This window comes from Mesorhizobium sp. M0195 (assembly GCF_040322115.1).
Taxonomy (GTDB): Bacteria; Pseudomonadota; Alphaproteobacteria; order Rhizobiales; family Rhizobiaceae; genus Mesorhizobium.
In genome coordinates this window covers 14,714-36,776 of sequence record NZ_JAMYSV010000030.1, presented here as the reverse complement: position 1 = coordinate 36,776, position 22,063 = coordinate 14,714, and the positions used below count along the sequence as shown (strand labels likewise).

Below are 22,063 nucleotides of genomic sequence, written 5' to 3'. Positions count from 1 at the left end.
GGCGCAGATTTCCGGTCGGCATTTTGCTGCAAGGGCGCTATTTCTTCTTGGGCTTACGCGGCGGTGCTTCCGCCGGCGACCTGAACAGATCGGTGCCCGCTTCGGCGGCTTCGCCGGTTTTTGGCGCGGCCGCCGGTTTGGCCGGCTTCACGGCGGCAGCAGGCGCTGCCGGCTGGCCCTTGGCGGAAAACTTGATTGCCATATCAATCCTCGTCAGAGAAACGCGATGATGGCGCATTCGGATTGCGAAGGCGGCCGATGAGCGCCGAAACGGCCGTGATATTCATTTCTTCGGGCGACCAGTTCCTGGCTTCCTCGATGTGCCGGGGCGCCAGCTCGCGATGCGTGCTGCCGCTGTAGGCGGCATCCTGAAAGGTCACGCGCTCGCGGGTCTTGGCGTTTTCCCGGACGTATTCGATCAGATAATTGGGGCATTCGGCACGACCGCGCACGCCGAGCCGAACCTGGGCATCGCCGTGGACACGCCTGCAGCGCTCGAGCTTTTCGAGCACGCGCCGGACATATTCGACCGGCTTGTCTAGTTCGCCCACGACATCGGCGATGGTCGAATCTGCGGCGATCGCCTTTTGAGGCACGCGTTTGGTGGCCATCAGCGTTTGCCTGCGCGTTTCGGCGAGGCCGCGAGCGCAACCGCCGCCGCCATGTCGTCGGCTTCCTTCTCCAGGCGCAATTCGCGCAGCCGCGCGGTCTTGGCTTCGCGGGCCTGGCTGACGGCATCCCGTTCGGAATTGATGCGGTCGAGCGACATCGACTGGGTCCGCGTCTTGCTGAAAATGGATTCGGCCTGGTCGCGGGGTTTTTTTGAAGTTGCGGTCAAGGTCTTTCTCCCGGTTCGGAGCACGCCGCCGAAAAGTGGCGAGACTGGTCTTTCGGCCAGGATCCCGCACAAAGCAATACGGCAGCCGGTTTCAAATTGCTGGAACGTCCTTAGCACGTCCGGGCCGTCGAGCAGCGCTCTTTCGGCGATCGAAGCGCAAAAATGAAAAAGGCCAGGCACCGCCTGACCTTCCATGAGAGCGCCCGAGCATCCCGAGAGACGCGCAAGGAAACGTTCTTCTCATGCGCATGAGCGGGGACTTAACATCCCCGCGATCATGCGCTGGAATTTGCCATTCACCGGTGCCAGTACATCCGTGGTCACCGGTGAGGCTTAATTCCGTTTTAGGCCGCCTTCAACTGGTCGGCGGACATCTTGCCCGACTTGTTGTCGCGGACCATCTCGTAGCCAAGCTTCTGGCCCTCGACGATGTCGCGCATTCCGGCGCGCTCGACGGCTGAGATGTGGACGAAAACGTCGGCAGAACCGTCGTCAGGCTGAATAAAACCAAAACCCTTGGTGGCGTTGAACCATTTAACTGTGCCTGTGCTCATAACGAACCCTTTCCATGGCAAATATTCGTTCGCCGTCATGCGGATGCACAACAACGTTTGTCTCGATTTTGATGGGGGAAGTTCGCCAAAGGCGCGCCTAAGCACGCGGATAACAAAAGTCGGTCAAACAAATATCGACAAAATTCTTATAGACTTCTTTGCGCGTTGTGTCAATTTTTTTGATTTTCCACACTCGCGGAGACGCGCGGCGGCGGCCCGCGCCAGCACATCGGACGGCGAAAGCCGGGCTATTGCCCGCCGAAAAAACCACTTAGCCGGGAACCATTTTGGCACCGCGGGCATTCTTTCGGTGTCGAAAGCCGTTCTTGAAAGAGCGATCTTGAGAGAAGCGGACGACAAACAGGACGCCCCCCGCGCAGATAAAAGGCACGAGGGGCGTTCCTGTGATGCGACCATTCGCGCCGCTTCACCCTGCCCCTCACAGCATGGCCCGGCTGAGCCCGCCATCCACCGGCAAAGCCACGCCGGTGATATAGGCGGCGTCGTCGCTGGCCAGGAATGCGGCAACCGCGCCGAATTCGGCGGGGGTGCCGTAGCGCTTTGCCGGGATCTCGGCCTGACTCTCGGCGGCGACCACGGCAACGTCGACACCCCTGTCGGCTGCGTCCACGACGTCGAACTGTTTCGTCCGGTCTGTTGCAAAACGGCCCGGCAGCAACAGGTTGACGGTGACGCCGTCCGCCGCCACTTCGCCGGCCAGGGTCTTGGCCCAGCCGGCGAGCGAGGCACGCAACGCGTTCGAAGCGGTAAGGCCGGGGATCGGTTCGCGGACGGAAGTCGAAGAAACGGCGATGATGCGTCCCCAGCGCCGCGCCCGCATGCCTGGCAGGAAAGAAATGGCGATGCGCATCTGGCTCAGGACCATGCTGGTGAACTGCTTCTCCCAGACGCTCGCATCGAAGACGCTAGCCGCGAAGGGTGGCGGGCCGCCGCCATTGAGCAGGACGATGTCGATCCGCTGATGCTCGCCCTCGACGGCACGGATCAGCCGGGAGACGCTGTCGTTGTCGGAGAGGTCGGCGCTGAAGGTCGAGCAGATGTGGCCTGCGGGCTCGATTGCGCGTCGCGCCGCATCCAGGGTCGCCTCCCCTCGTCCGACCAGGATGATCTCGGCGCCTTTCGCCGCGAGCGCTTCGGCAACGCCGAAACCGAGGCCCTTGCCTCCGCCGAGAACAAGCGCCCTCCGCCTCTCAAGATTTGCACCTATCAAGCCAAGCCTCCTCTGGTTTCACTGCGCACTCCCGGATAAGCGCCGAGTGCATGCTTTGGGGGTGCATCAGCGGACATGCACGATAGCGTCGGCTTCGACCGGAACATTGGCCGGCAAGCCGGCCATGCCGAGCGAGCAGCGGGCGTGCTCGCCACGCCCGCCGAAAACATGGAGCAGAAATTCGGATGCTCCGTTGCCGACCTCCGAATAGGCCGAAAAGCCGGCCGCCGCATTCACATAGACGGTCAGCTTGGCGAATTTCACGACGCGGTCGAGATTGCCGTCCAGTTCCTTGTCCAGCCAATAGACGACGTTGGCCGCGCAAAGCCGGGCGGCGTTGCGCGCAGCAGCCAGATCGATCTCTGCGCCAACCTGGCCGATCGCGGCGATTTCCTGCCCGATTTCGGGGATCTGACCGGAGACATAGACGATGTCGGCAACGCGAACCGTCGGCGAGAACGGCAAAGCGGGCCGGTCGAGCGACGGCCAGGCGACACCGAACTCCTCAAATCTTCTTCTGTAGGACAAGGTGGCTGCTCCTGTTTTCGTTCGTGCGAGCAGACCTTGAATTCAGATCGGGCTTTCGGATAGCCTGATAGTGCTGACACAGCTATCAGGAATTCTTATGACCGGAGATATCGACGTCAGACTGCTGCGTGCCTTCGTCACCGTGGCCGATACCGGGACGGTGAGCCGGGCAGCCGATCGGCTTGCCCGCACCCAGGCGGCGGTGAGCATGCAGCTTCAGCGCCTCGAAGGCGAAGTCGGCGCGGAGCTGCTGCACCGCTCGCCGCGCGGCGTGACGCTGACCGAGCCCGGCGAGATCCTGCTCGCCTTCGCCCGCAAGGCCATCGCGATCGGCGACGATGCCAGGCGTGAGATAGAAGGCCGCAGGCTGGTCGGCCGTGTCCGGCTGGGCATCGTCGAGGATTTGGCGGTAACGCGGCTGCCGTTGATCATCGCCGACTTCCGGCGCCGGCATCCTTTCGTGGAGATCGAACTGACATCGGCCAGCAGCAGCGATCTCAGCAAGTCGCTGGGCGAAGGAAAATGCGACATCGTCATGGCCGATCCGGCGCGCTTCACAATGGCGCCGCGAGGCCATCTGTCGCGACAGCTGGTCTGGGCGGCAAGCCGCATGATCGAGATCGACGACGAGGTCGAGCTGCCGCTGATCATCTTCGAGGGCGCCTGCTCCTGGCAGGACAGGATGCTGGCTTCGCTCGCCAAGGCGGGAATCGGCTGGAAGATCGGCTGCCGCGTGTCGACCTTTGCGACACTGATCTCGGCGCTGAGGGCCGGGCTTGGCATTGGGCTTCTGCTGCATGAAGGACTGCCGCCCGACTGCCAAAGCCTCAACGGACGCTTCAACCTGCCGCCGGCGCCGACGGCGGATTTCGGCGTCTACCTTGCGAGGGACCCGTCGCGGCTGGTCGAGGAATGTGGCGATTTCCTGCGGACGGGATTTGAGGCGTAGTGAAAAGATCCGACGCCGTTCATCGTTCCTGGTCGGTCGGGCGGATGACGATCTCGTTGACGTTGACGTGTGGCGGCTGGCTCACGGCGTAGAGAATGGCCGCGGCGATGTCCTCGGCGGTCAGCGCCTCCATGGCGGCGAGCCGCTTGTCCAGATCAGCCTTGAACGCCGGATTGGTGATGTGGTCGCCGAGCTCGGTGCGCACCAGGCCGGGCTCGATGACGGTGACGCGAACCTTGTCGGCGTAGACTTCGCGGCGCAGCGATTCGGAAAAGCCGACGACACCGAACTTGGTTGCTGCGTAGCCGCTGGCCCCCGGATTGGCGACACGGCCGGCGACCGACGAGACGTTGACGATGTGACCCTTGGCGGCCCTGAGATGCGGCAGCGCCGCCTTGGTGACCCCCATCAGCGCCAGCAGGTTGAGCTCGACCATGCGGCGCCAGTCGTCGAGCACCGCTTCGGCGGCGGGCGACAGAAGCATCACCCCGGCATTGTTGACGAGGATGTCGAGGCGGCCCCATTCGGCGACAACCTTGTCGACCATCTCGGTGACATCATCGTTGCTGGTGACGTCGGCCTCGATGCGGAGCGCCGCGCCGCCGGCCTTTTCGATACGCGCGGCCAGCGCTTCGAGGCGATCGGCGCGGCGTGCGGCAATCGCCACCTTGGCCCCGGCGGCGGCCAAAGCCGCAGCCGTCGCCTCGCCAATGCCCGACGATGCGCCGGTGACCAGCGCGACCTTGCCGGCCAATGCGGAAGGAACAGATATCATTGTGAAGTCTCCGAGGCCCCAGCCCGATCTTCAGATAGGCCGCGGGCGGCGAAGCGGAAGACCAGCTTGCGGGTTGCTCGGCTCTATTCGTCTGGGCCGGGCTCCGGCCAAGGCTCTTTTGCCGCCTCGGCATACCAGTGGCGCATCGCCGGCATCGAAAGCACAGCGTCGACATAGGCGCGGGTATCGGTTGCCAGCGTGCCGCCATAGGTGTCGAAGCGGGTGACGACCGGCGCGTACATGGCGTCGGCCGCGGTGAAATGGCCAAACAGGAACGGGCCGCCTTTTGCCGTATTTTTCGCGGCATTCGCGCCATAGCTCCTCGATGCGCGCCCGTTGTGCCTCACCTTCGGCGTCGAGCGGCTTGTGGCCTTTTGGCCGGCGCAAATTCATCGGCCAGCCGTAGCGGACCTCGCGAAAGCCGGAATGCATCTCTGTCGCCGCCGAGCGGGCCAGCGCGCGGGCGCCGATGTCGGCCGGCCAGAGCTTTTTCCCGGGAAACAGCTCGGCGAGATATTCAAGGATGGCAAGGGTTTCCCAGACGATCCGGACCGCGCCATTCGGCAGCCGATGGTTCAGCACCGGCACCTGGCCTGTCGGCGATATCCTGGCCAGATTGGCCGCGGTCTCGGGCGTGCGCAGGCGCACAAGACCTTCCTCGAACGGGATCTCCAGATACTTCATCGCCAGCCACGGCCTCAGCGACCACGACGAAAAACATTTGTTGCCGATGAAGAGCGTGAATTCAGCCATTGTCCCTCCGGCCCCTGTCTGTTCGGGCGTCCTGGTGCACCCTATCCTGTCGGCTTCGCGACCGGAAGCTATGCCAATCGACGGGCCGAACCCGGAACCTAAGCGATCCGCGACCGTTTCTCCAGGCGAACGGATCAGGAGATGCGAGATGGTGAACAAGGATCAGGTTGCCGGCGTTGCCAAGCAAGCCAAGGGCTCGGTCAAGCAGACCGCCGGCAAGGCCACCGGCAACAGGCGCACCGAAGCCGAAGGCGACGTCGACAAGGCGACCGGCAAGATGCAGAAGGCTTACGGCGACGTGAAGCACAAGGTGAAGAAGGCGCTTTGACGCCGAGCCCTTCGCAAACCAGAAAAAGGCGGCTCGGCCGCCTTTTTGCGCCCTCTCCTGCCCGTCAGAAAGTCAGACTTTTGCTGTAGGCATTGGTGAAGGCGACCTCGCCATGATCTCCGGCGGCTTCGCCCAGCACCACATCCATGCTGCTGCCGGTCACCCGCGCCAACGCAAAGCCGCCCATGAAGGCAGCCTTCGGCTTGAACAAATCGAGCCCGTCACGGTGATAGATCATCGGCGTCGCGTGCTGGTGGCCATGGAAGATGCCGACGATGTTGTAGCCCTTCAGCACAGCCAGCAGCGCCTGCCTGTCGGCTTCGCTCCACCAATGCGGTGGGCCCGTGCCGTTGTCGTCGAAGGTCTTCTCGGCGGCGTCCCATCTTTCGATCGAAAAATTATCCCAGCCATAATGCTGGAACAGGATGACCGGGCGGCCGTCGCCGGCATAGGTCGCCAGGTCCTGCTTCAGCCATGGCAGGCTGCTGGTGGCGCCATGGCCGGTATCGCCGGCAAAACGGTGCGTCTGGACAAGATGCAGACCGCCCCAATCCCATGAATAGCAATCGGTCTCGAGATCGTAGTTGGTCGCCGGCGCGGGCGGCTTGAAGAAAACGCCGGGGCGGTGATTGACCTCGACGTAGTCGCGCATTTCGCGGCGGTACCAGTCGACATGCGAGCGCGGGCCGTTCTGGTCGAGGTCGTGATTGCCGAGGCCGACATAGACCGGCATGTGCACGCGGTCGGGGCCAACGCCCTGCTGGTAGCGCTGGCTGAACTGGAGCAGCTGCGTGCCTTCGCTGGGCTGGGTGATCTGGCCGCCACCATCATCGGTGATGTCGCCGCCAACGACGAGGCCGAGCGGCGTGCCGATATTGCCCGTCGAATGCAGACCGGTGGCGACGCCGTTGATTTCAGCCGGCCATTGTCTGTCGGCGATGCCGTTGAGCGCGGCGACATTGCGCAGCAGGGCGGCGTCGGTCTTGCCTTCCTGCTCGCAGTGCGGGCTCAATCCGTTCGCCATGCGGCAGGCATGGACATCAGCGATAAACAGGAAGGTGGCGTCGATCGGCGGAATGCGCTGCCCGGTCTGGCCGAAGGCCGGGCGCGAAACGGCGCCGGCCGCGGCAACGGCCGCTGCCTTCATCAGGAAACTGCGCCGGGAGACCGGTCGGGCGGAAATACGATGCATCATGCGCTAAAATTCAGCACGACGCGAACCGGCAGTCCAGTTGCTCGCAAAGTGTGTCGACACGTTCTCCCAGGTCTGGCATTGCTTTCGGCATTCAACTTGCGCGGGCAGAGGAGGACGCCATGAAAACTGCATCCAGCGGCATGACAATGGCGATCCTGGCGATGACGAGCGCAGCGCACGCCTCGGCGTGCATCGACGCCAAATCGGCCAAGGCCGGCTTCGTTCTCGAAAGGCCTGGCATCCACAGCGAATTTCGTCCGGCGGCGGGCGGAATGGTGGCGGTTGCCAACAAAATACCAGTCGCAATCGCCGCAGTCGCAGTACCTGTTCGGCGGGCTGATCGAAGTGTTTCGCGACAGCAGCACAGGGGAGATGGCGATGATCCCGTTTTCCGATCTCAGGAAGGTGTTCCCACTGAAGGCGGGGGCCAAGAGCAAGATCGTGTTTGCCCGTCTTGCACCGAACAAGCCGCCGAAGGGCACCGAGACGCTGGAGATCAACGTCAAGGGCAAGGAGACGTTCAGCCTGGGTGATTGCAAATACGCCGTGCTCGCGGTCAAGCAGACGATCAGGAGCGAGGCCGGCGAGACGCGGGACGAGTTCACCGCGCTTTACGCACCCGATCTGCAGGCAGTTGTGGCCAGGCGCTATGACGAGGGCACCAGCGCCGAAAGCGTGGTCGGCTACGAGCTGATCAAGCCGCTAGCGAATTAAGAGCTCGGCCTCCCCGCCTCGGTCATAGTGAGCGACGGTCCTGCGGGCGTCAAAGGGCTCTGTGCAATATACTGCTACGTCGCCTCGTTCCTGTTTTGGACGACATAACTCCCTGCTCCAACGCCATCAGGCAGTCGCGCAGCACGCTTGCGTCCTGTGCGGTCTTGGCCATCGACATGGCGCCCGAATAGCTGGCGACAGCAAGCGCTGCGAAGCGCTGCGGATCAGTGCCCAGCTCCCGTCCCGCCCGCTGGTCGGCGCTGATCTTGTCGGCGATCGCCTGGCGCCAGGCCGAAAAAATGCCGGCAAGGGCAATGCGGAAATCCGGATCGGCAAGCGACAGTTCATGCGCCAGGTTGTTGAGCGGGCAACCGCGCACGAAACCTTGCCGCTCCAGCTCCGCCGCGACGGCCGTGAACACGGAGCGCACGCCCTCGCGCGCTGAGGGAGCCATCCGCACCGGTGCGATCCATGTCTCTTCGACCGCGGCGGCGACCCGCTCCTCGATCACTGCAAGCGCCAGCGCCTTCTTGGTTGGGAAATGGTGGTGCAGCGCGCCGCCGGTGACGTCCGCCGTCGCCATCAGGTCGCCCATGCTGGACGCATGATAGCCGCGTGCCTGAAACGCCTCCTCGGCGACGTCGAGCACTTTCTTGCGCATGCCTTCGGGGTCGTTGGTGCGTTTTTGAGGCCGCGACCTTGGGCGAGCGGATATCTCTGCTGACATCTTCACACGATAGCAGATTGACAAAACAGGACAACCGGTCTGTTTTGCAAAACAGGATGACTGTCCTGTTTTGGAGCTCGCGCGATGAACCTGCCTTTGAACGCCATACCTAATCCCGATCTGCTCGCCTTGCCCGTCTTCGAACTCAGGCAATACACGCTGAAACACGGCCAGCGCGAGACGCTGATCGGCATCTTCGACAATCACCTGATCGAGGGCCAGGAAACCGCGGGAATGACCATCATCGGCCAGTTCCGCGATCTCGACCGACCGGACATGTTCGTCTGGCTGCGCGGCTTCGACGGCATGGAAGCGCGGAAAAACGCTCTGACCGCCTTCTATGACGGGCCGGTCTGGGCAGCCTGGCGCGACGCCGCCAACGCCACGATGATCGATTCCGACGACGTGCTGCTGCTGAGGCCGGCCTGGGCGGGCGCCGGCTTCGATCTCTCGGGATCGCAACGAGCAATCCAGACGGATCTCGAAGAACCAAGCACAAGCAGTGCTTTGCAGACAATTGTTGTCATCAAGATTCATCATTTGCGACCGGGCCTGGAAGCCGGCTTCGCCCGGGACTTCCAGACCGCGGCTCTTCCGGTGCTTGCCGCATTTGGCGCACAGCCGCTGGCCGCCTTCGTCACCGAACATGCCGAAAACAGCTTTCCGCGGCTGCCGGTGCGGGCCAGCGAAAACGTCTTCATCAGCGTCACGGGTTTCGCCAGCGCCGAAGCGTATGCCCGCCATGAGGCAGCCTTGGCTGCCTCCCCGGACTGGCAGGCGCTTCAGCAGACCGTACAAGGGGAATTCGCCAGGCCCGCGGAGGTTTTGCGTCTGTTACCGACGGCGCGATCGCTGCTCGGGCAGCACCCAATTTCGGTATGAACCAACATCGTCGACGCCCCCCTACGTCGCCGGAGCCTCCTGGTTCATGCCTGAAAGTGCCTGGCATGGATCGCCTGGTAACGCGTGGTCCATGCGGTTGCCTGCTCCAGGTCAAGGGAAACGCGAAGCAGCCGGTGGTCCTCGTTCTTGCGGCCAATAAGCTGGATGCCAATCGGCAGGCCGCCTTTCGACTGGAACAGCGGCAGGCTGGCGGCCGGTTGCCCGGTGACGTTGAAGATTTCCGTGAAGGGCGCAAAGCCGTAGGCCCGGCTCGCCCAAGCCTCGTAGTCGAAGACAGCACCATCGCCATGGATGGCGCCAATCCGGGGCGTAAGCTCGGCCGTCGTCGGCGTCATGATCAGGTCGAACGCATCGAATGCCATCGCCATCGCCAGCGAAGCGCTGTGCACATGGTCCTGCGCCTTGAGATAATCGGCGGCCGAGGATCGCCGAAAACAGTCGAGCGCGTGACGAGTCAGGCTTTCGATTTCGCCGGCACCCGGCATCCGCCCGATCTCATCGGCGCGCTCGTCAACCAGCCGCGCGACCTCCGACATCCAGAAGATGCTCCAGTCCGCTTCGGCGCCGGCTTCCCGCGGGAAACGCGCCTCTGTGACCTCGAGCCCCCTGTCCTCGAGGAGGCGCATGGCTTCCTGGAATTTTTCCCCGATCTCGGACGCGACCGGCGTGCCATCCGGCCGGTGCGCCAGGCACGCGACGCGCAGACGCTCGCCGGGCGAAAACAGCGAGTCCAGGTAGGATGGCACCGATTTCGGCACGGAGTAAGGCGCTCCTTGTTCTGGACCGGCAGTCATGTCCAGCATGGCGGCGCTGTCCCGAACGGTGCGGGATAGGACACTGTCGGCGTAGAGCCCGGCGCCGACCTGACCTCGATCAGGGCCGACAGGCGTGAGCCCGCGCGACGGCTTCATGCCGAACACGCCGCAACAGGCAGCCGGCACCCGGATCGAGCCGCCGATGTCGGAACCGTGGGCGACCGGCACCATGCCGCTTGCCACCGCGGCGGCAGCTCCGCCGCTTGAGCCGCCCGCCGTCAGCGAAGGATCCCAGGGGTTCAAGGTGGGGCCGCGAAAGCTGGGTTCGGTGACGAAGTCGTTGGCAAATTCAGGCGTGTTTGTCTTTCCCAGCAAGATCAGACCGGCGGCCCGCCAGCGCCGGACGATCTCGCTGTCGGGCTTCGGCGCGGCATCCTTGAAGTAGAGCGACGAGTGCGTCGTCGGCCACTCCCGTACATTGACGCCGGTGTCCTTGACCAAGAAGGGAATGCCGGCGAGTGCGGCCTGCCGGTTGCAGCTTGCCGCCACGGAAAGCGCCCGGTCCGCATCGATCAGTGTCACGGCATTGATGGCGGGATTGATGCGTTCGATCGCTTCGATAGCCGCCTCAACGACCTCGACAGCCGACAGTTCACCCGAGCGAACATGCCCGGCCAGGGCGACGGCATCCAACGCCACGTATTCGGAAAGGTTCATGACTGCTCTCAGCCCAGATTGCCGGTCGCTTCGAGGTCGGCTTCATTCCAGACCTTGAAATACCGGGCGATGGCTGCCGCAACCAATGCCGGATCCTCCCAGTGCGGGTTGTGTCCGCATCGCACCGCGCTTACAAGCGCGGCGGCGGGGATTTCTTCGAGGAGCCGCCGTTGGTGCGTTTCGTCGAAGAGCAGGTCGCGCCCGCCCGCAATGACAAGCGCCGGCAGGTGCAGCGTGCGCGCCTTGTCGGTCAGATCGACGCGCCGAACCTGCTCCAGGATTGCGCACCAAAGTGCCGCCGGCATGGCTGACGCTTCCTTTGCAGCCATGGTCAGGAAGTCCGCTGGAACCTCGGCCTCGCAGGCATGCCAATATTCGTAGAACGGATCGGCCGGCGATATCGGGTCTCGAAGTGCCCGCACACCAATGGTCATCGGGTGATCCTCACCGATCTGCGGGCGCAGCGTTCCGGCCATCAGCACCAGGCCACCGATCATCTCGGGGTAGCGCGCGGCTGCCTCGATCGCCACCATGCTGCCCAGGGAATGCCCGACCAGAACCGGCCGCTCGAGCCGCAATCGCTCGATCAAACTCGCCACATCTTCCGCGAAATCCGCCGGGGCGAAGCCGCGTGTCCCGGCCGGCGAGGCGCCATGCCCGCGCAGGTCTGGAATGACACGCCGGCGCCCGGCGAGATGCGGCGCCAGCAAGGAGAAGCTGCGGCTCGTGTCGGAGAAGCCGTGCACCAGCACCAGCGCGGGCTCCTGCCCGGCGATTTCGACGCAGGCCGTTTCAGCACCGACCTTGCGCTTGCGGCCGTTCCAGCCCGCCTGATCGGCCGATATCACAGGCCGAGCTGCTGCTTGACTGCGTCGAGCGCGGGCTTGCCATCGAATGTGGTGACACCGGCAAGCCAGGCGCCGAGCCTATCCGGATTCTCCTTGACCGCCTTCAGGCCGGCTTCCTCCGGCTTCATGCCGTCATTGATGAGATAGCCCATGCCGAGATTTTCGAAATCGATGTCGAAGGCGAGATTCTTCAGCAACTGCCCGACATTCGGGCATTGCTGCAGATAGCCCTTGCGCACCTGCGTCGTCACCGTCGCGGCGCCGAAGTTCGGTCCGTAGAACTTGTCGCCGCCGCTCAGATATTTGAAGTCGTACATCGTGTTCATTGGATGCGGCGCCCAGCCCTGGAAGACGATGAAGCGCTTTTCCTTGATCTCGTAGCCGACCTCGGAAAGCATGCCGGCTTCACTCGATTCGACGACCTGCCAGCCATCGAGGCCGAGCGACTTATCAGCGATGGCGTCCATCATCAGCTGGTTCGAGCCCGGCTCGATGCCGTACATCTTCCTGCCGAACTTGTCGGCGAACTTTTGCAGGTCGGCAAAGTCCTTGACGCCGGCCTCCCAGACGTAAGTCGGCACGGCAAAAGTGTATTTGGCGCCGACGAGATTGACGCGCACATCGTCCACCGAGCCGTCCTTCTTATAGGGCTCGTAGTAGGTGATCATCGCCGGATCCCAATAGCCAAGGAACACGTCTAAATCATTGTTCTTCAAGGATTCATAGATGACGTTGATGCCCAGAAGCGAACTTGCCGGCTTATAGCCGAGCGCATCGAGCAAGACGCTGGTGACGCCGGTGGTGAAGGCAAGGTCGTTCCATCCAGGCTCGGCCATGCGCACGACCTTGCATTGCTCGGGTTCAGCCGCAAAGGCCGGCCGGATCGCCACCAGGACGCAGAGCGAGGCTCCTATTCCAAGGCAACGAAGCATTTCGGTTCTCCTCATTTCACCAACGACGTTGACCATTCGGTTTTTAAATTGTCCCAACGGTCAATCATTGATCTCGGCGGACAAAAATGTCAACGTCGGTTTTCGATGCATGGATCCCCGCCCGTGAAACTCAAGCGTCTCAGCGACATACGCCGCAAGGAGCTGCGGCAAGCCGCCTTTGCCGTGCTTCAGCGCGAAGGCATAGCTGGCGCCACCATAGAAAAAGTGGCGGCACAGGCCGGCGCATCAAAGGGCATCGTGCTGCACTATTTCAACAGCAAGCGGGAGCTTTTCGAGCATGCCATGCGCGAATCGAACCTGGTGCTGCGTCATGCGGTGGTGGAGCGGTTGAGGCAGGCGCGTACGCCAATGCAACGGATAGATGCCATCATCGAAGGCAATTTCGAGCCGCATCTCTTCCAGCCGTCCCTCTGCCACGCCTGGCTTTCACTTTGCGCGGAGGTGCCGCGCGACGAAAAGCTTGCCCGCATCCAGAAGGTGATCCATGCGCGCATGCGCTCCAACCTGCTGTCCGGCCTGCGCGGTCTGGCGCCGGGGCGCGATGCTGACGAGATCGCTTTCGGCGTCACCGCCCTGATCGACGGGCTGTGGTTGCGGCTTGGCCTGCAGCCCGGCAGCGTTACGCGTGAACAGGCCATTCATCAGGTCAAGGATTTCGTCGCTACCCGCCTGGCTGTTCGGCGCGGTGCAGCCGCTGCCGAATAGACAGGCGCATCAGCCGAAAGTTCATATTGTAGGATAAGCCGGAGGCTTGACCACAATCGGCAACGGCGCTGCTCTCCTTACCAGACAAGACGGCAAAGCGCGGGCGTGTTGGATGAGACTAGGCGGCAAACGGGCACTGGTCACCGGCGGTTCGGACGGGATCGGGCTGGCAATCGCCGAGGCGTTTTTGCGCGAAGGCGCGGACGTGCTGATCGTCGGCCGCGACGGCAAAAAACTCGACGCCGCCCGCAAGCAGCTCGGGGATAATGTCGAAACGCTTTCGGCCGACCTATCGGCCAGCGCCGGCATCGATGCCGTGGTCGAGCATGCCAGGCGCGGCCCACCTGTCGATATCCTCGTCAACAATGCCGGCGTGGCGTTCCTTGTGCCGTTCGAAACCGTCAGCGAGGATCAGTTCCAGCAGTCCTTCGCGCTCAACGTCACGGCCGTATTCTTCCTCACCCAGCGGCTGTTGCCGCATCTCGCGCCGGGTGCGGCTTCGGTGATCAACATCTCGTCCTATTTCGCGCACAAGATGATCCCGAAGCGGCCGTCCAGCCTCTATTCGCTGTCGAAGGGCGCGCTCAATTCGCTGACCAAGTCGCTCGCCTTCGAGCTTGGGCCGCGCGGCATAAGGGTCAACGCCATCGCGCCCGGCACGGTCGACACAGCGATGCGGCGCAGGTCGATCGAAAACCTGCCTGAGGCCGCGCAAGCCGAGCTCAAGGCCTATGTCGAGCGCAGCTATCCGCTCGGCCGCATCGGCCGAACCAGCGACCTTGCCGGCATCGCCGTCTATCTCGCCAGCGACGAAGCGGCATGGACCAGCGGCGGAATCTTCGCCGTGGATGGAGGATACACGGCGGGGTGAGGTTGCGATCTCCCCCCTCGAGGGGGAGATGGCCGGCAGGGCCAGAGGGGGTCGTCTCGCGTGGAACACCAGCCTGTTCCGTCCGCTATGGGAGTTGCGTCAAGACCTACCGACCCCCTCTGTCGCCTTCGGCGACATCTCCCCCTCAAGTGGGGAGATTGCCAGCACCTTCAACCGATTTGCATTCCCGTCACCCGCAATCTCCGCTTGAAGGCGTTTGTGCAACGCGATACGCCGTTTGCAAATTGCAAACCGGAGAGACTGCGTGAGCGCGCCAGAGACCAGAACCGAAACCGACACGTTCGGTCCCATCGAGGTCGCCGCGGACCGCTATTGGGGCGCGCAGGCGCAGCGTTCGCTGGCCAATTTCAAGATCGGCTGGGAGAGGCAGCCGGCCTCGATCGTGCGGGCGCTGGGCATCGTCAAGCGGGCGGCCGCCGAAGCCAATATGGAGCTGAAGCGGCTCGATCCGGCGATCGGCAAGGCCATTATCGAGGCCTCCCAGGAGGTCATCGACGGCAAGCTGAACGACCATTTCCCGCTGGTCGTCTGGCAAACCGGCTCAGGCACCCAGTCCAACATGAACGCCAATGAGGTGATTTCCAACCGCGCGATCGAGCTTTTGGGCGGCGTCATGGGGTCGAAGAAGCCGGTGCATCCCAATGACCACGTCAACATGAGCCAGTCGTCGAACGACACCTATCCGACGGCCATGCACATCGCCTGCGCAGAGCGCATCATTCACGACCTGCTGCCGGCGCTAAGGCATTTGCATGCGGCACTCGACGCCAAAACCAGGGCTTTCGCCCACATCGTCAAGATCGGCCGCACCCACACGCAGGATGCGACGCCGCTGACGCTCGGCCAGGAATTCTCCGGCTATGCGGCGCAGGTCGCCTCGTCGATCAAGCGCATCGAAATGACCCTTCCCGGCCTGCAGGAATTGGCGCAAGGCGGCACCGCGGTCGGCACCGGTCTCAACGCGCCGGTCGGTTTTGCCGAAAAGGTGGCGGCGCGCATCGCCGCGATCACCGGCATCGATTTCGTCACCGCGCCGAACAAGTTCGAGGCCCTGGCCGCCCATGATTCCATGGTGTTCTCGCACGGCGCCATCAATGCCTGCGCGGCGGCGCTGTTCAAGATTGCCAACGACATCCGCCTGCTCGGCTCCGGCCCGCGTTCGGGCCTCGGCGAATTGTCGCTGCCGGAAAACGAACCGGGCTCGTCGATCATGCCTGGCAAGGTCAATCCGACCCAATGCGAGGCGATGACACAGGTTTGCGTGCAGGTGTTCGGCAACAATGCGGCGATCAGCTTCGCCGGCAGTCAGGGCCATTTCGAGCTCAACGTCTACAATCCGCTGATGGCCTATTGTTTCCTGCAATCGGTACAACTGCTGGCCGACGCTTCGGTGTCCTTCACCGACAATTGCGTCGTCGGCATCGAGGCCCGCGAAGACAACATCAAGGCGGCGCTCGACCGTTCGCTGATGCTGGTGACGGCGCTTGCGCCGACGATCGGCTACGACAACGCCGCCAAGATCGCCAAAGCGGCACATAAGAACGGCACCACGCTGCGCGAGGAAGCGCTGGCCACCGGGCTGGTCAGCGAAGCCGACTATGAGCGGCTGGTGCGGCCGGAGGACATGACGCATCCGGGCTAGGCGGCGTGGACAAATTTGAGCGGCCTGCAAATCGCTCGTTGTGTGATTTTCATGGCTTTGGTTAGATGAGGCATGCAAGCAGCCACACGCTCCTCTTGGAAAACGCTCCCCCTCCCAGCGCAGCAAGATCGGATAGATCTTGCATTGCTGTATTCGGACGCCGAAGGCGAGAAGATCAGGCTTGGGCACGTTCCGCGGGATATGGACGATAAGTGGTTCATATTTTTTGAGAATGGCTGGCTCTATTTTCATCGTTCGTGGACAGGAGCCTGCATCTATGGCGTCCGTCTCGAGGGTTCGCCGAATGGTATTCGTGTGACTGATGCATGGGTCAGCGGGGATAAAGAGTGGTACCAATCGCCCGGCCCTGAGCACGACGCACGTTTGATCCAGCAACTCATCTCCGGCCGCCTGCTGTCGTAAGGTCGACACGCACTGCCAAGCCTTGCGCAGCGGCTATTGACGACGTCGCACTGTATTGATTCAAGGCTGCTTTTGGAGGCGGACTTGAGCAGAGGCGATCTGACAGAGGCGGAATGGCGAATTCTGAAAGGATTGCTGCCGATCAATGGTCCATACCGCCACCGCCAGATACCGGCTAAAATTTGTCCACGCCGCCTAGGGTGTTGATATGCCTGGATCACAACACCCATGTTCATCGCGAAAACGTTACCTGGGTGAACAATCCGTAACCAATCTGGCGTCTTTGGTGAACAGTCGGCCTGCGCTAACTAGGCGGGTATCCCAAGCCGTTTGGCCAAACCCTTCTGGAGAGTTACGCATGTCCACCAACACGTCCACCAACACTTCGTTTGCCGGTTCCGGCACCGCCGCCGGCGCCTCGGGCACGATCCTGCTCGGCCGCATCCTGCTTTCTGTCATCTTCCTGCTTTCCGGTTTCGGCAAGCTGACGGCGATTGCCGGCACCGCCGGCTATTTCGGCAGCCTTGGCCTGCCGCTGCCGATGGTGACCGCCATTGTCGTCGGCCTTATCGAACTGCTTGGCGGCCTGGCCATCCTCGTCGGCTTCCAGACCCGGATCGTCGGCTGGGTAATGGCGATCTTCACCGTCGCCACCGCGCTGGTCGCCCACACCGGCTGGGCCGATCAGATGCAGATGATCAATTTTATGAAGAACCTCGGCATTGCCGGCGGCTTCCTCGTGCTCGCCTCCTCGGGCCCAGGCGCGTATTCGATCGACGCCAAGCGCGGCTGAAGCAGTCCAGCGTTCCTGAACAAAGGGGCGCGGAATTTTCCGCGCCCCTGTTTCGTTGTCGGTTATATCCGCTGGCTGGAACTCTGCTAGGATCGGTCGCCGATATCGGAGGACACCATGCCTCGCAATGCGCTGCTCTTGCTTTCCCGGCTGCTGCTCGCCGCGCTGTTCGTGCCGTCCGGCTTCCATGCGCTTGCCGACATCGCCGGCACATCAGGCTATTTCGCCGGCCTCGGCCTGCCGCTGCCGACGCTGGTGGCTTGGGCGACAGGCCTGTTCGAGCTGATCGCCGGGCTGCTCATCCTCGTCGGCTTCAAGACGCCGGTCGTGGCGCTGCTGCTCGCTGCCTTCTGCATCGCGGCGGGCTTCCTCGGTCATTATGGCCAGGGCGGCGACGATCCGACGCTGACCTTCATGCATTCACAGATGCTGATGAAGGACATCGCCATAGCAGGCGGTTTCCTGGCGCTGGCAATGGCTGGTGCGGGCGCCTGGTCGGCCGACGGGCGGCTGGTTGCAGCGAGCGCCTAAGCTGCCGCCCGGTTTATTCAGTGTCCAGAAAAACGAACTTTGCGAGACGGCTCACATTGACGGGCCCGCGAAGAGGACGAAGATCCCGGCAACCAACAGCTGAAGAACCTGCCTGGATTTCACGGCGTTTCCCTTCTTTCCTCAACGGTCGCGACGCGACAGCGCGGGCGTCTATTTGACAGACATGCTAGGCCCGCCCTCGACCGCCAGCACCAGCCGGCGGTTGGTGACCCTTGCCAGCTGTGCCAGCCGGCCGGCCGGCCGCTCGCCGTAAAGATCGGCCAGCGCTGCCGGCAGCACCAGCGCCAGCACGCCATTGCCGCGGTTTTCCCATTTCAGTCGCGGCATGACGCCGGGCATTGCCGCGCTCAGCAAATAGACGACGCGCAGCAGCGCGGCCAGCACGCGGGCGCGCTCGAGATAGCGCGGTGTCGCCAGCCCGCGGATTTCCGGAGCGGCTTCATTGAACACGCCCTCGTGACGAAACAGGCTGACAAGCGCCAGGAAGGCGCGGCCGGGATGGTCGACGCCAATAAAAGAGGCGTGAGCGATGATGTTGAGCGATTGCTTGCCGCGATATTCGGGATGGGCACGCCAGCCGATATCGGCGAGCAGGCAGGCGGCGTGGCGGTAGCGCGCCTCATCCCTGGTTTCGTCGATGCCGAAGGCGGCGAACGCCTTGCCGGTCCATTCGACAAGCTCATGCGCGTGGTCGACCGAGCGCGAGCGCAGGCGGGCAAGCTCTTCCGCAGCCGAGATCAGCGGATCGGCCTTCTGCTCGGCCTTATCGAGCAGTGAATAGAGAAAGCCCTCGCGCACGCCCAGCGCCGACACGATGATCTTCGACGGCTGCATCGCCGCCATGATCTCCTGCAGCACGATGGCGCCATAGGGCAGCAGCGAGCGGCGGTTCTTGGAGATGCCCTCGATGCCTTTGATCTTATCGATCTCGGCTTTGGCGACCTGCCGGAGGAAGTTCGCGGCGCTTTCGATGCCGATCTCGTAGTGGTGCATGACGCCGAGCGGGTAGTTGGTCATTTCCATGTGCAGCCGGGCGAGGTTTCGCCAGGTGCCGCCGACCGTGTAGAAGGCCCTGCCCTGCCCGCCCTTCAGCAATTTCGCCCGCGCCAGTTGCTCGCGCGTGATCCTTGCCGCCTGGGCCAGCGAGTTCTTCGCCATGTCCTGCAGGCGCAAGCCGCCCAACGGCAGCGTGATGCCGTCACCGATCGTCTCACCGTCGATATCGATCAGTTCGAGGCTGCCGCCGCCAAGGTCGCCGGCGATGCCGTTGGCCGGATGGAAACCGGAGATGACGCCGAGTGCCGAATAATGAGCTTCCTCGCGACCGCTCAGCACCTGGATCTCGGTCCTGAGCACATCCTCGGCGCGGTGGATGAAGTCGGGGCCGTTGACCGCCTCACGAGCGGCGGCGGTCGCCAGCACATACATGCGCTCGGCGCCGGCCTGGTCGGAGAGCGCGCGGAAGCGGCGGAACTCTTCCATCGAACGTGTCACCGCCTCGGGATCGAGCTTTCCGGTCGAAACGATGCCGCGGCCGAGGCCGGCCAGCATCTTTTCGTTGAACAGCAAGGTCGGCGAGCGCGCCAGCCCCTCATAGATCACAAGACGGATCGAGTTCGACCCGATATCGATGATGGACAGCGGTCGGCGGTCCTGGAGCCGGCCCTGGGACGCTGAAATCATCAGCCCGTCGCTGCGTTCTGTTTCTTGCGGCGTTTGAACTGCGCGATGCGCTTGGGCGCATGCGACTTCAACGCATCGCCCCGTCCGGACAGGCTCGGATTGGTCATGAAATATTCCTGCGCGTTGAACGGTTCCTCGCCCTCCTCCAGCACGACGCGCCGGGAGGTTCCATCAGCCAATACGTCGAAACTTTGCTGGTTGTCCATGATGTTGCCGAGCATGATCTGGCCGAGCACCTGCTCATGCACAGTTGGATTGGTGATCGGCACCATGGTCTCGACGCGGCGGTCGAGATTGCGCGGCATCAGATCGGCCGAGGAGATGTAGACGATCGCCCCGTCCGAGGGCAGGCCGTGGCCGTTGCCGAAGCAATAGATGCGGCTGTGCTCGAGGAAGCGGCCGACGATCGACTTCACCCTGATGTTCTCCGATAGGCCGGGCACCTGCGGTCTCAGACAGCAGATGCCGCGCACGACGAGATCGATCTCGACGCCGGCGCGGCTGGCATCGTAGAGCGCATCGATGACGATCGGGTCGACCAAGGCGTTCATCTTCATCCAGATGCGGGCCGGTCTGCCCTCCAGCGCGTGGCTGATCTCATCCGAAATGTGCTGGAGGATGCGGTCGCGCAGCGTGAACGGCGAGATGGCCAGCCGCATCTGCTCGGCCGGCTCGGCATAGCCGGTGATAAAGTTGAACAACTGGGCGACATCGCGCGCGATTGTCGGGTCGGTGGTGAAGAAGGACAGATCGGTGTAGATGCGGGCGGTGACCGGGTGGTAGTTGCCGGTGCCGAGATGCACGTAATTGCGCAGCCTGCCGTCCTCGCGCCGCACGACCAGCGACATCTTTGCGTGGGTCTTCAGTTCGAGAAAGCCAAAGACGACCTGGACGCCGGCGCGCTCGAGGTCGCGCGCCCAGCGGATGTTGGCCTCCTCGTCGAAGCGCGCCTTGAGCTCGACCAGCGCCGTCACCGACTTGCCGGCTTCCGCCGCATCGACCAAAGCCCGTACGATCGGGCTGTCGTTGGAGGTGCGGTAGAGCGTCTGCTTGATCGCCACCACTTCCGGGTCGGCCATTGCCTGGCGCAGAAACTGCACCACCACGTCGAAGGATTCGTAAGGGTGGTGGACGATGATGTCCTTCTCGCGGATCGCGGCAAAACAGTCGCCGCCATGCTCGCGGATGCGCTCGGGAAAGCGCGGATTGTAAGGCGTGAACTTCAGATCGTCGCGGGCGACGGCGACGATCTCCGAGATCTGGCTGAGCGCCAGCGGACCGGTGAGCACGCTGATCCGGCTGGCCGAGACGCCGAGCTCGCCGGCGACGAAATCGCGCAATTCGGCCGGCATCGACCTGTCGAACTCGATGCGGATGACCGAGCCGCGGCGTCGCCGCTTCAGCGCCGTCTCGAACAGCCGCACCAGATCCTCTGATTCTTCCTCGACCTCGATATCGCTGTCGCGGATGATGCGGAACGTGCCGGAGCCCTTGACCTCATAGCCGGGGAACAGCTTGCCGATATAGAGACTGACCGCCTCTTCGAGTGGAATGAAGCGGACATGATGCTTGCGATCCGGCAAACGGATGAAGCGCCTCAGCGCCACAGGCAGGCGCAGAAGCGCGCTCATTTCCTCGCCGTTCTTGCGATGGCGCAATTGCAGCGCCATCGAGAAACCGAGATTGGGAATGAACGGAAACGGATGCGCCGGGTCGATCGACAGCGGGGTCAGGACCGGAAATACCTGCTCCTGGAAATGGTCCTCGAGCCAGGTCTTCTCGTCCTTGGTCAGCGCATCGCGGGTGATGCTTTCGATGCCTTGTCTGTCGAGCAGCAGCATCAGCGCCGAAAGGCTGTTCTGCTGGTCCTCCTGCAGGCGCTCGACCTCGCGCAGCAATTGTTCGAGCTGCTGCTCGGGAGTGCGCCCATCCGGGCTCTTCAGCACGATGCCCTCGCGCACCTGGCCGGCAAGACCGGCGACGCGGACCATGAAGAACTCGTCGAGGTTGGCGGCCGATATCGACAGAAAGCGCACGCGCTCGAGCAGCGGATGATTTGCGTTCAGCGATTCCTCGAGCACGCGCCGGTTGAATTGCAGCCAGGAAAACTCGCGATTGACGAAGCGGTCGGGATTGCCGCCTTCGTGGCTCGCGGCCTCGACGGTGATGAATTCGCTCTGCACCGGCTTCAGTTCGTTCATGGTTTCCGCTCTTCCCACACCGTTCGACGACCACAGCCTTAACCGGCTTAACTTATCCTCTGACAGGCTTTTGCGACAGTTTCATTTCATCGATCTTGCAAAGAGATGGGTTATGATCCAGATGCAATCGACAAGATCAGGAGACGACGATGGCAGGCGGTTCCATTCCCCATTTCCAGAACGATGCGGGCTATCCGGCAATCGACATCGGCGTCAAGGAATTCATGTGCACCGGCGCCAATCCGCCTTTCGACCACCCGCATGTATTTCTCGATATGGGCGACGACAATGAAAAAGTCTGCCCCTATTGCTCGACGCTCTATCGCTATTCGCCCAAGCTGAAGGCATTGGAAACGCAGCCGCCGGGCTGCCTCTATATCGACCAGGCCGCCTGATTCTTCCGC

25 protein-coding genes and 1 pseudogene are annotated in these 22,063 nt (G+C 62.9%); 11 read left to right on the top strand and 15 right to left on the bottom strand.

The annotated features are described in order from the left end of the window. Window positions 1–37 precede the first annotated feature (37 nt). From NKJ12_RS29440 to NKJ12_RS29415, 6 genes are all read right to left on the bottom strand, one after another. Window positions 38–202: a hypothetical protein gene (locus NKJ12_RS29440; RefSeq protein ID WP_023722752.1), complete on the bottom strand. Its 165-nt coding sequence runs from the start codon at window positions 200–202 to the stop codon at window positions 38–40. A 1-nt stretch (window position 203) separates the two neighbouring features. Next, a complete protein-coding gene (locus NKJ12_RS29435) occupies window positions 204–611 on the bottom strand; it encodes a hypothetical protein (RefSeq protein ID WP_292664441.1) in 408 nt (135 codons plus the stop codon). Continuing rightward, window positions 611–838, bottom strand: coding sequence for a hypothetical protein (locus NKJ12_RS29430; RefSeq protein WP_023677608.1), 228 nt, complete (start codon window positions 836–838; stop codon window positions 611–613). Before NKJ12_RS29430 ends, NKJ12_RS29435 begins: the two co-directional genes overlap by 1 nt. A gap of 344 nt (window positions 839–1,182) precedes the next feature. Next, window positions 1,183–1,392, bottom strand: coding sequence for a cold-shock protein (locus tag NKJ12_RS29425; RefSeq protein WP_010915421.1), 210 nt, complete (start codon window positions 1,390–1,392; stop codon window positions 1,183–1,185). A gap of 439 nt (window positions 1,393–1,831) precedes the next feature. Next, window positions 1,832–2,623, bottom strand: coding sequence for an SDR family oxidoreductase (locus tag NKJ12_RS29420; RefSeq protein ID WP_352706934.1), 792 nt, complete (start codon window positions 2,621–2,623; stop codon window positions 1,832–1,834). Window positions 2,624–2,689: 66 nt separating this feature from the next. Beyond that, a complete protein-coding gene (locus NKJ12_RS29415; protein WP_352706932.1) occupies window positions 2,690–3,151 on the bottom strand; it encodes a RidA family protein in 462 nt (153 codons plus the stop codon). Window positions 3,152–3,248: 97 nt separating this feature from the next. Between NKJ12_RS29415 and NKJ12_RS29410 the strand changes: the two genes are divergently transcribed. Then, window positions 3,249–4,100: a LysR family transcriptional regulator gene (locus tag NKJ12_RS29410; protein WP_352706930.1), complete on the top strand. Its 852-nt coding sequence runs from the start codon at window positions 3,249–3,251 to the stop codon at window positions 4,098–4,100. Window positions 4,101–4,119: 19 nt separating this feature from the next. Here the strand turns inward: NKJ12_RS29410 and NKJ12_RS29405 are convergent, their stop codons facing one another. Next, window positions 4,120–4,875, bottom strand: a complete 756-nt coding sequence (locus NKJ12_RS29405) for an SDR family NAD(P)-dependent oxidoreductase (protein ID WP_352706929.1) — start codon at window positions 4,873–4,875, stop codon at window positions 4,120–4,122. Window positions 4,876–4,958: 83 nt separating this feature from the next. Then, a pseudogene (locus NKJ12_RS29400) lies at window positions 4,959–5,628 on the bottom strand (glutathione S-transferase family protein). 148 nt (window positions 5,629–5,776) lie between these two features. Between NKJ12_RS29400 and NKJ12_RS29395 the strand changes: the two are divergent. Further along, window positions 5,777–5,956, top strand: a complete 180-nt coding sequence (locus tag NKJ12_RS29395; RefSeq protein ID WP_352479307.1) for a CsbD family protein — start codon at window positions 5,777–5,779, stop codon at window positions 5,954–5,956. A gap of 64 nt (window positions 5,957–6,020) precedes the next feature. Here NKJ12_RS29395 and NKJ12_RS29390 read toward each other — a convergent pair whose 3' ends face one another. Next, window positions 6,021–7,151: a metallophosphoesterase gene (locus tag NKJ12_RS29390; RefSeq protein ID WP_352706927.1), complete on the bottom strand. Its 1,131-nt coding sequence runs from the start codon at window positions 7,149–7,151 to the stop codon at window positions 6,021–6,023. A gap of 282 nt (window positions 7,152–7,433) precedes the next feature. Here NKJ12_RS29390 and NKJ12_RS29385 point away from each other — a divergent pair, with 282 nt between their 5' ends. Beyond that, window positions 7,434–7,865: a hypothetical protein gene (locus NKJ12_RS29385; protein WP_352706925.1), complete on the top strand. Its 432-nt coding sequence runs from the start codon at window positions 7,434–7,436 to the stop codon at window positions 7,863–7,865. A gap of 49 nt (window positions 7,866–7,914) precedes the next feature. On the opposite strand, the gene NKJ12_RS29380 is transcribed toward NKJ12_RS29385, so the two are convergent. Next, window positions 7,915–8,526, bottom strand: coding sequence for a TetR/AcrR family transcriptional regulator (locus tag NKJ12_RS29380; RefSeq protein ID WP_352706923.1), 612 nt, complete (start codon window positions 8,524–8,526; stop codon window positions 7,915–7,917). Between the two features lie 150 nt (window positions 8,527–8,676). Here NKJ12_RS29380 and NKJ12_RS29375 point away from each other — a divergent pair, with 150 nt between their 5' ends. Beyond that, window positions 8,677–9,474, top strand: a complete 798-nt coding sequence (locus NKJ12_RS29375; RefSeq protein WP_352706921.1) for an NIPSNAP family protein — start codon at window positions 8,677–8,679, stop codon at window positions 9,472–9,474. Between the two features lie 44 nt (window positions 9,475–9,518). On the opposite strand, the gene NKJ12_RS29370 is transcribed toward NKJ12_RS29375, so the two are convergent. From NKJ12_RS29370 to choX, 3 genes are read right to left on the bottom strand one after another with little or no spacing between them, the layout of a single operon-like run. Further along, window positions 9,519–10,967 (bottom strand): amidase, encoded by a 1,449-nt coding sequence (locus NKJ12_RS29370; protein ID WP_352706919.1) that lies wholly within the window; start codon window positions 10,965–10,967, stop codon window positions 9,519–9,521. Between the two features lie 8 nt (window positions 10,968–10,975). Continuing rightward, on the bottom strand, window positions 10,976–11,815 hold the full coding sequence (locus NKJ12_RS29365; protein ID WP_352690680.1) for an alpha/beta fold hydrolase: 840 nt from the start codon (window positions 11,813–11,815) through the stop codon (window positions 10,976–10,978). Beyond that, window positions 11,812–12,747, bottom strand: coding sequence for a choline ABC transporter substrate-binding protein (choX, locus tag NKJ12_RS29360; protein ID WP_352706917.1), 936 nt, complete (start codon window positions 12,745–12,747; stop codon window positions 11,812–11,814). Before choX ends, NKJ12_RS29365 begins: the two co-directional genes overlap by 4 nt. Before the next feature lie 123 nt (window positions 12,748–12,870). Here choX and betI point away from each other — a divergent pair, with 123 nt between their 5' ends. From betI to NKJ12_RS29330, 6 genes are all read left to right on the top strand, one after another. Then, window positions 12,871–13,473 carry a choline-binding transcriptional repressor BetI gene (gene betI / locus NKJ12_RS29355; protein WP_352690677.1) on the top strand — a complete coding sequence of 201 codons (603 nt, stop codon included), beginning with the start codon at window positions 12,871–12,873 and terminating at the stop codon, window positions 13,471–13,473. Window positions 13,474–13,585: 112 nt separating this feature from the next. After that, window positions 13,586–14,344, top strand: a complete 759-nt coding sequence (locus tag NKJ12_RS29350) for an SDR family NAD(P)-dependent oxidoreductase (RefSeq protein WP_352706915.1) — start codon at window positions 13,586–13,588, stop codon at window positions 14,342–14,344. A gap of 265 nt (window positions 14,345–14,609) precedes the next feature. Next, window positions 14,610–16,007, top strand: coding sequence for a class II fumarate hydratase (gene fumC / locus NKJ12_RS29345; protein WP_352706912.1), 1,398 nt, complete (start codon window positions 14,610–14,612; stop codon window positions 16,005–16,007). 72 nt (window positions 16,008–16,079) lie between these two features. Next, complete coding sequence (locus NKJ12_RS29340) at window positions 16,080–16,430, top strand: hypothetical protein (protein ID WP_352508871.1); 351 nt, start codon at window positions 16,080–16,082, stop codon at window positions 16,428–16,430. A 358-nt stretch (window positions 16,431–16,788) separates the two neighbouring features. Further along, on the top strand, window positions 16,789–17,223 hold the full coding sequence (locus NKJ12_RS29335) for a DoxX family protein (protein ID WP_352472646.1): 435 nt from the start codon (window positions 16,789–16,791) through the stop codon (window positions 17,221–17,223). A gap of 117 nt (window positions 17,224–17,340) precedes the next feature. Next, complete coding sequence (locus tag NKJ12_RS29330; protein ID WP_352508872.1) at window positions 17,341–17,754, top strand: DoxX family protein; 414 nt, start codon at window positions 17,341–17,343, stop codon at window positions 17,752–17,754. A 171-nt stretch (window positions 17,755–17,925) separates the two neighbouring features. On the opposite strand, the gene ppx is transcribed toward NKJ12_RS29330, so the two are convergent. Then, window positions 17,926–19,458 carry an exopolyphosphatase gene (ppx, locus tag NKJ12_RS29325; RefSeq protein WP_352690666.1) on the bottom strand — a complete coding sequence of 511 codons (1,533 nt, stop codon included), beginning with the start codon at window positions 19,456–19,458 and terminating at the stop codon, window positions 17,926–17,928. Then, a complete protein-coding gene (locus NKJ12_RS29320) occupies window positions 19,458–21,659 on the bottom strand; it encodes an RNA degradosome polyphosphate kinase (RefSeq protein WP_352706910.1) in 2,202 nt (733 codons plus the stop codon). Before NKJ12_RS29320 ends, ppx begins: the two co-directional genes overlap by 1 nt. A gap of 149 nt (window positions 21,660–21,808) precedes the next feature. Here NKJ12_RS29320 and NKJ12_RS29315 point away from each other — a divergent pair, with 149 nt between their 5' ends. Continuing rightward, window positions 21,809–22,054, top strand: coding sequence for a zinc-finger domain-containing protein (locus NKJ12_RS29315; protein ID WP_254820632.1), 246 nt, complete (start codon window positions 21,809–21,811; stop codon window positions 22,052–22,054). Window positions 22,055–22,063 lie beyond the last annotated feature (9 nt).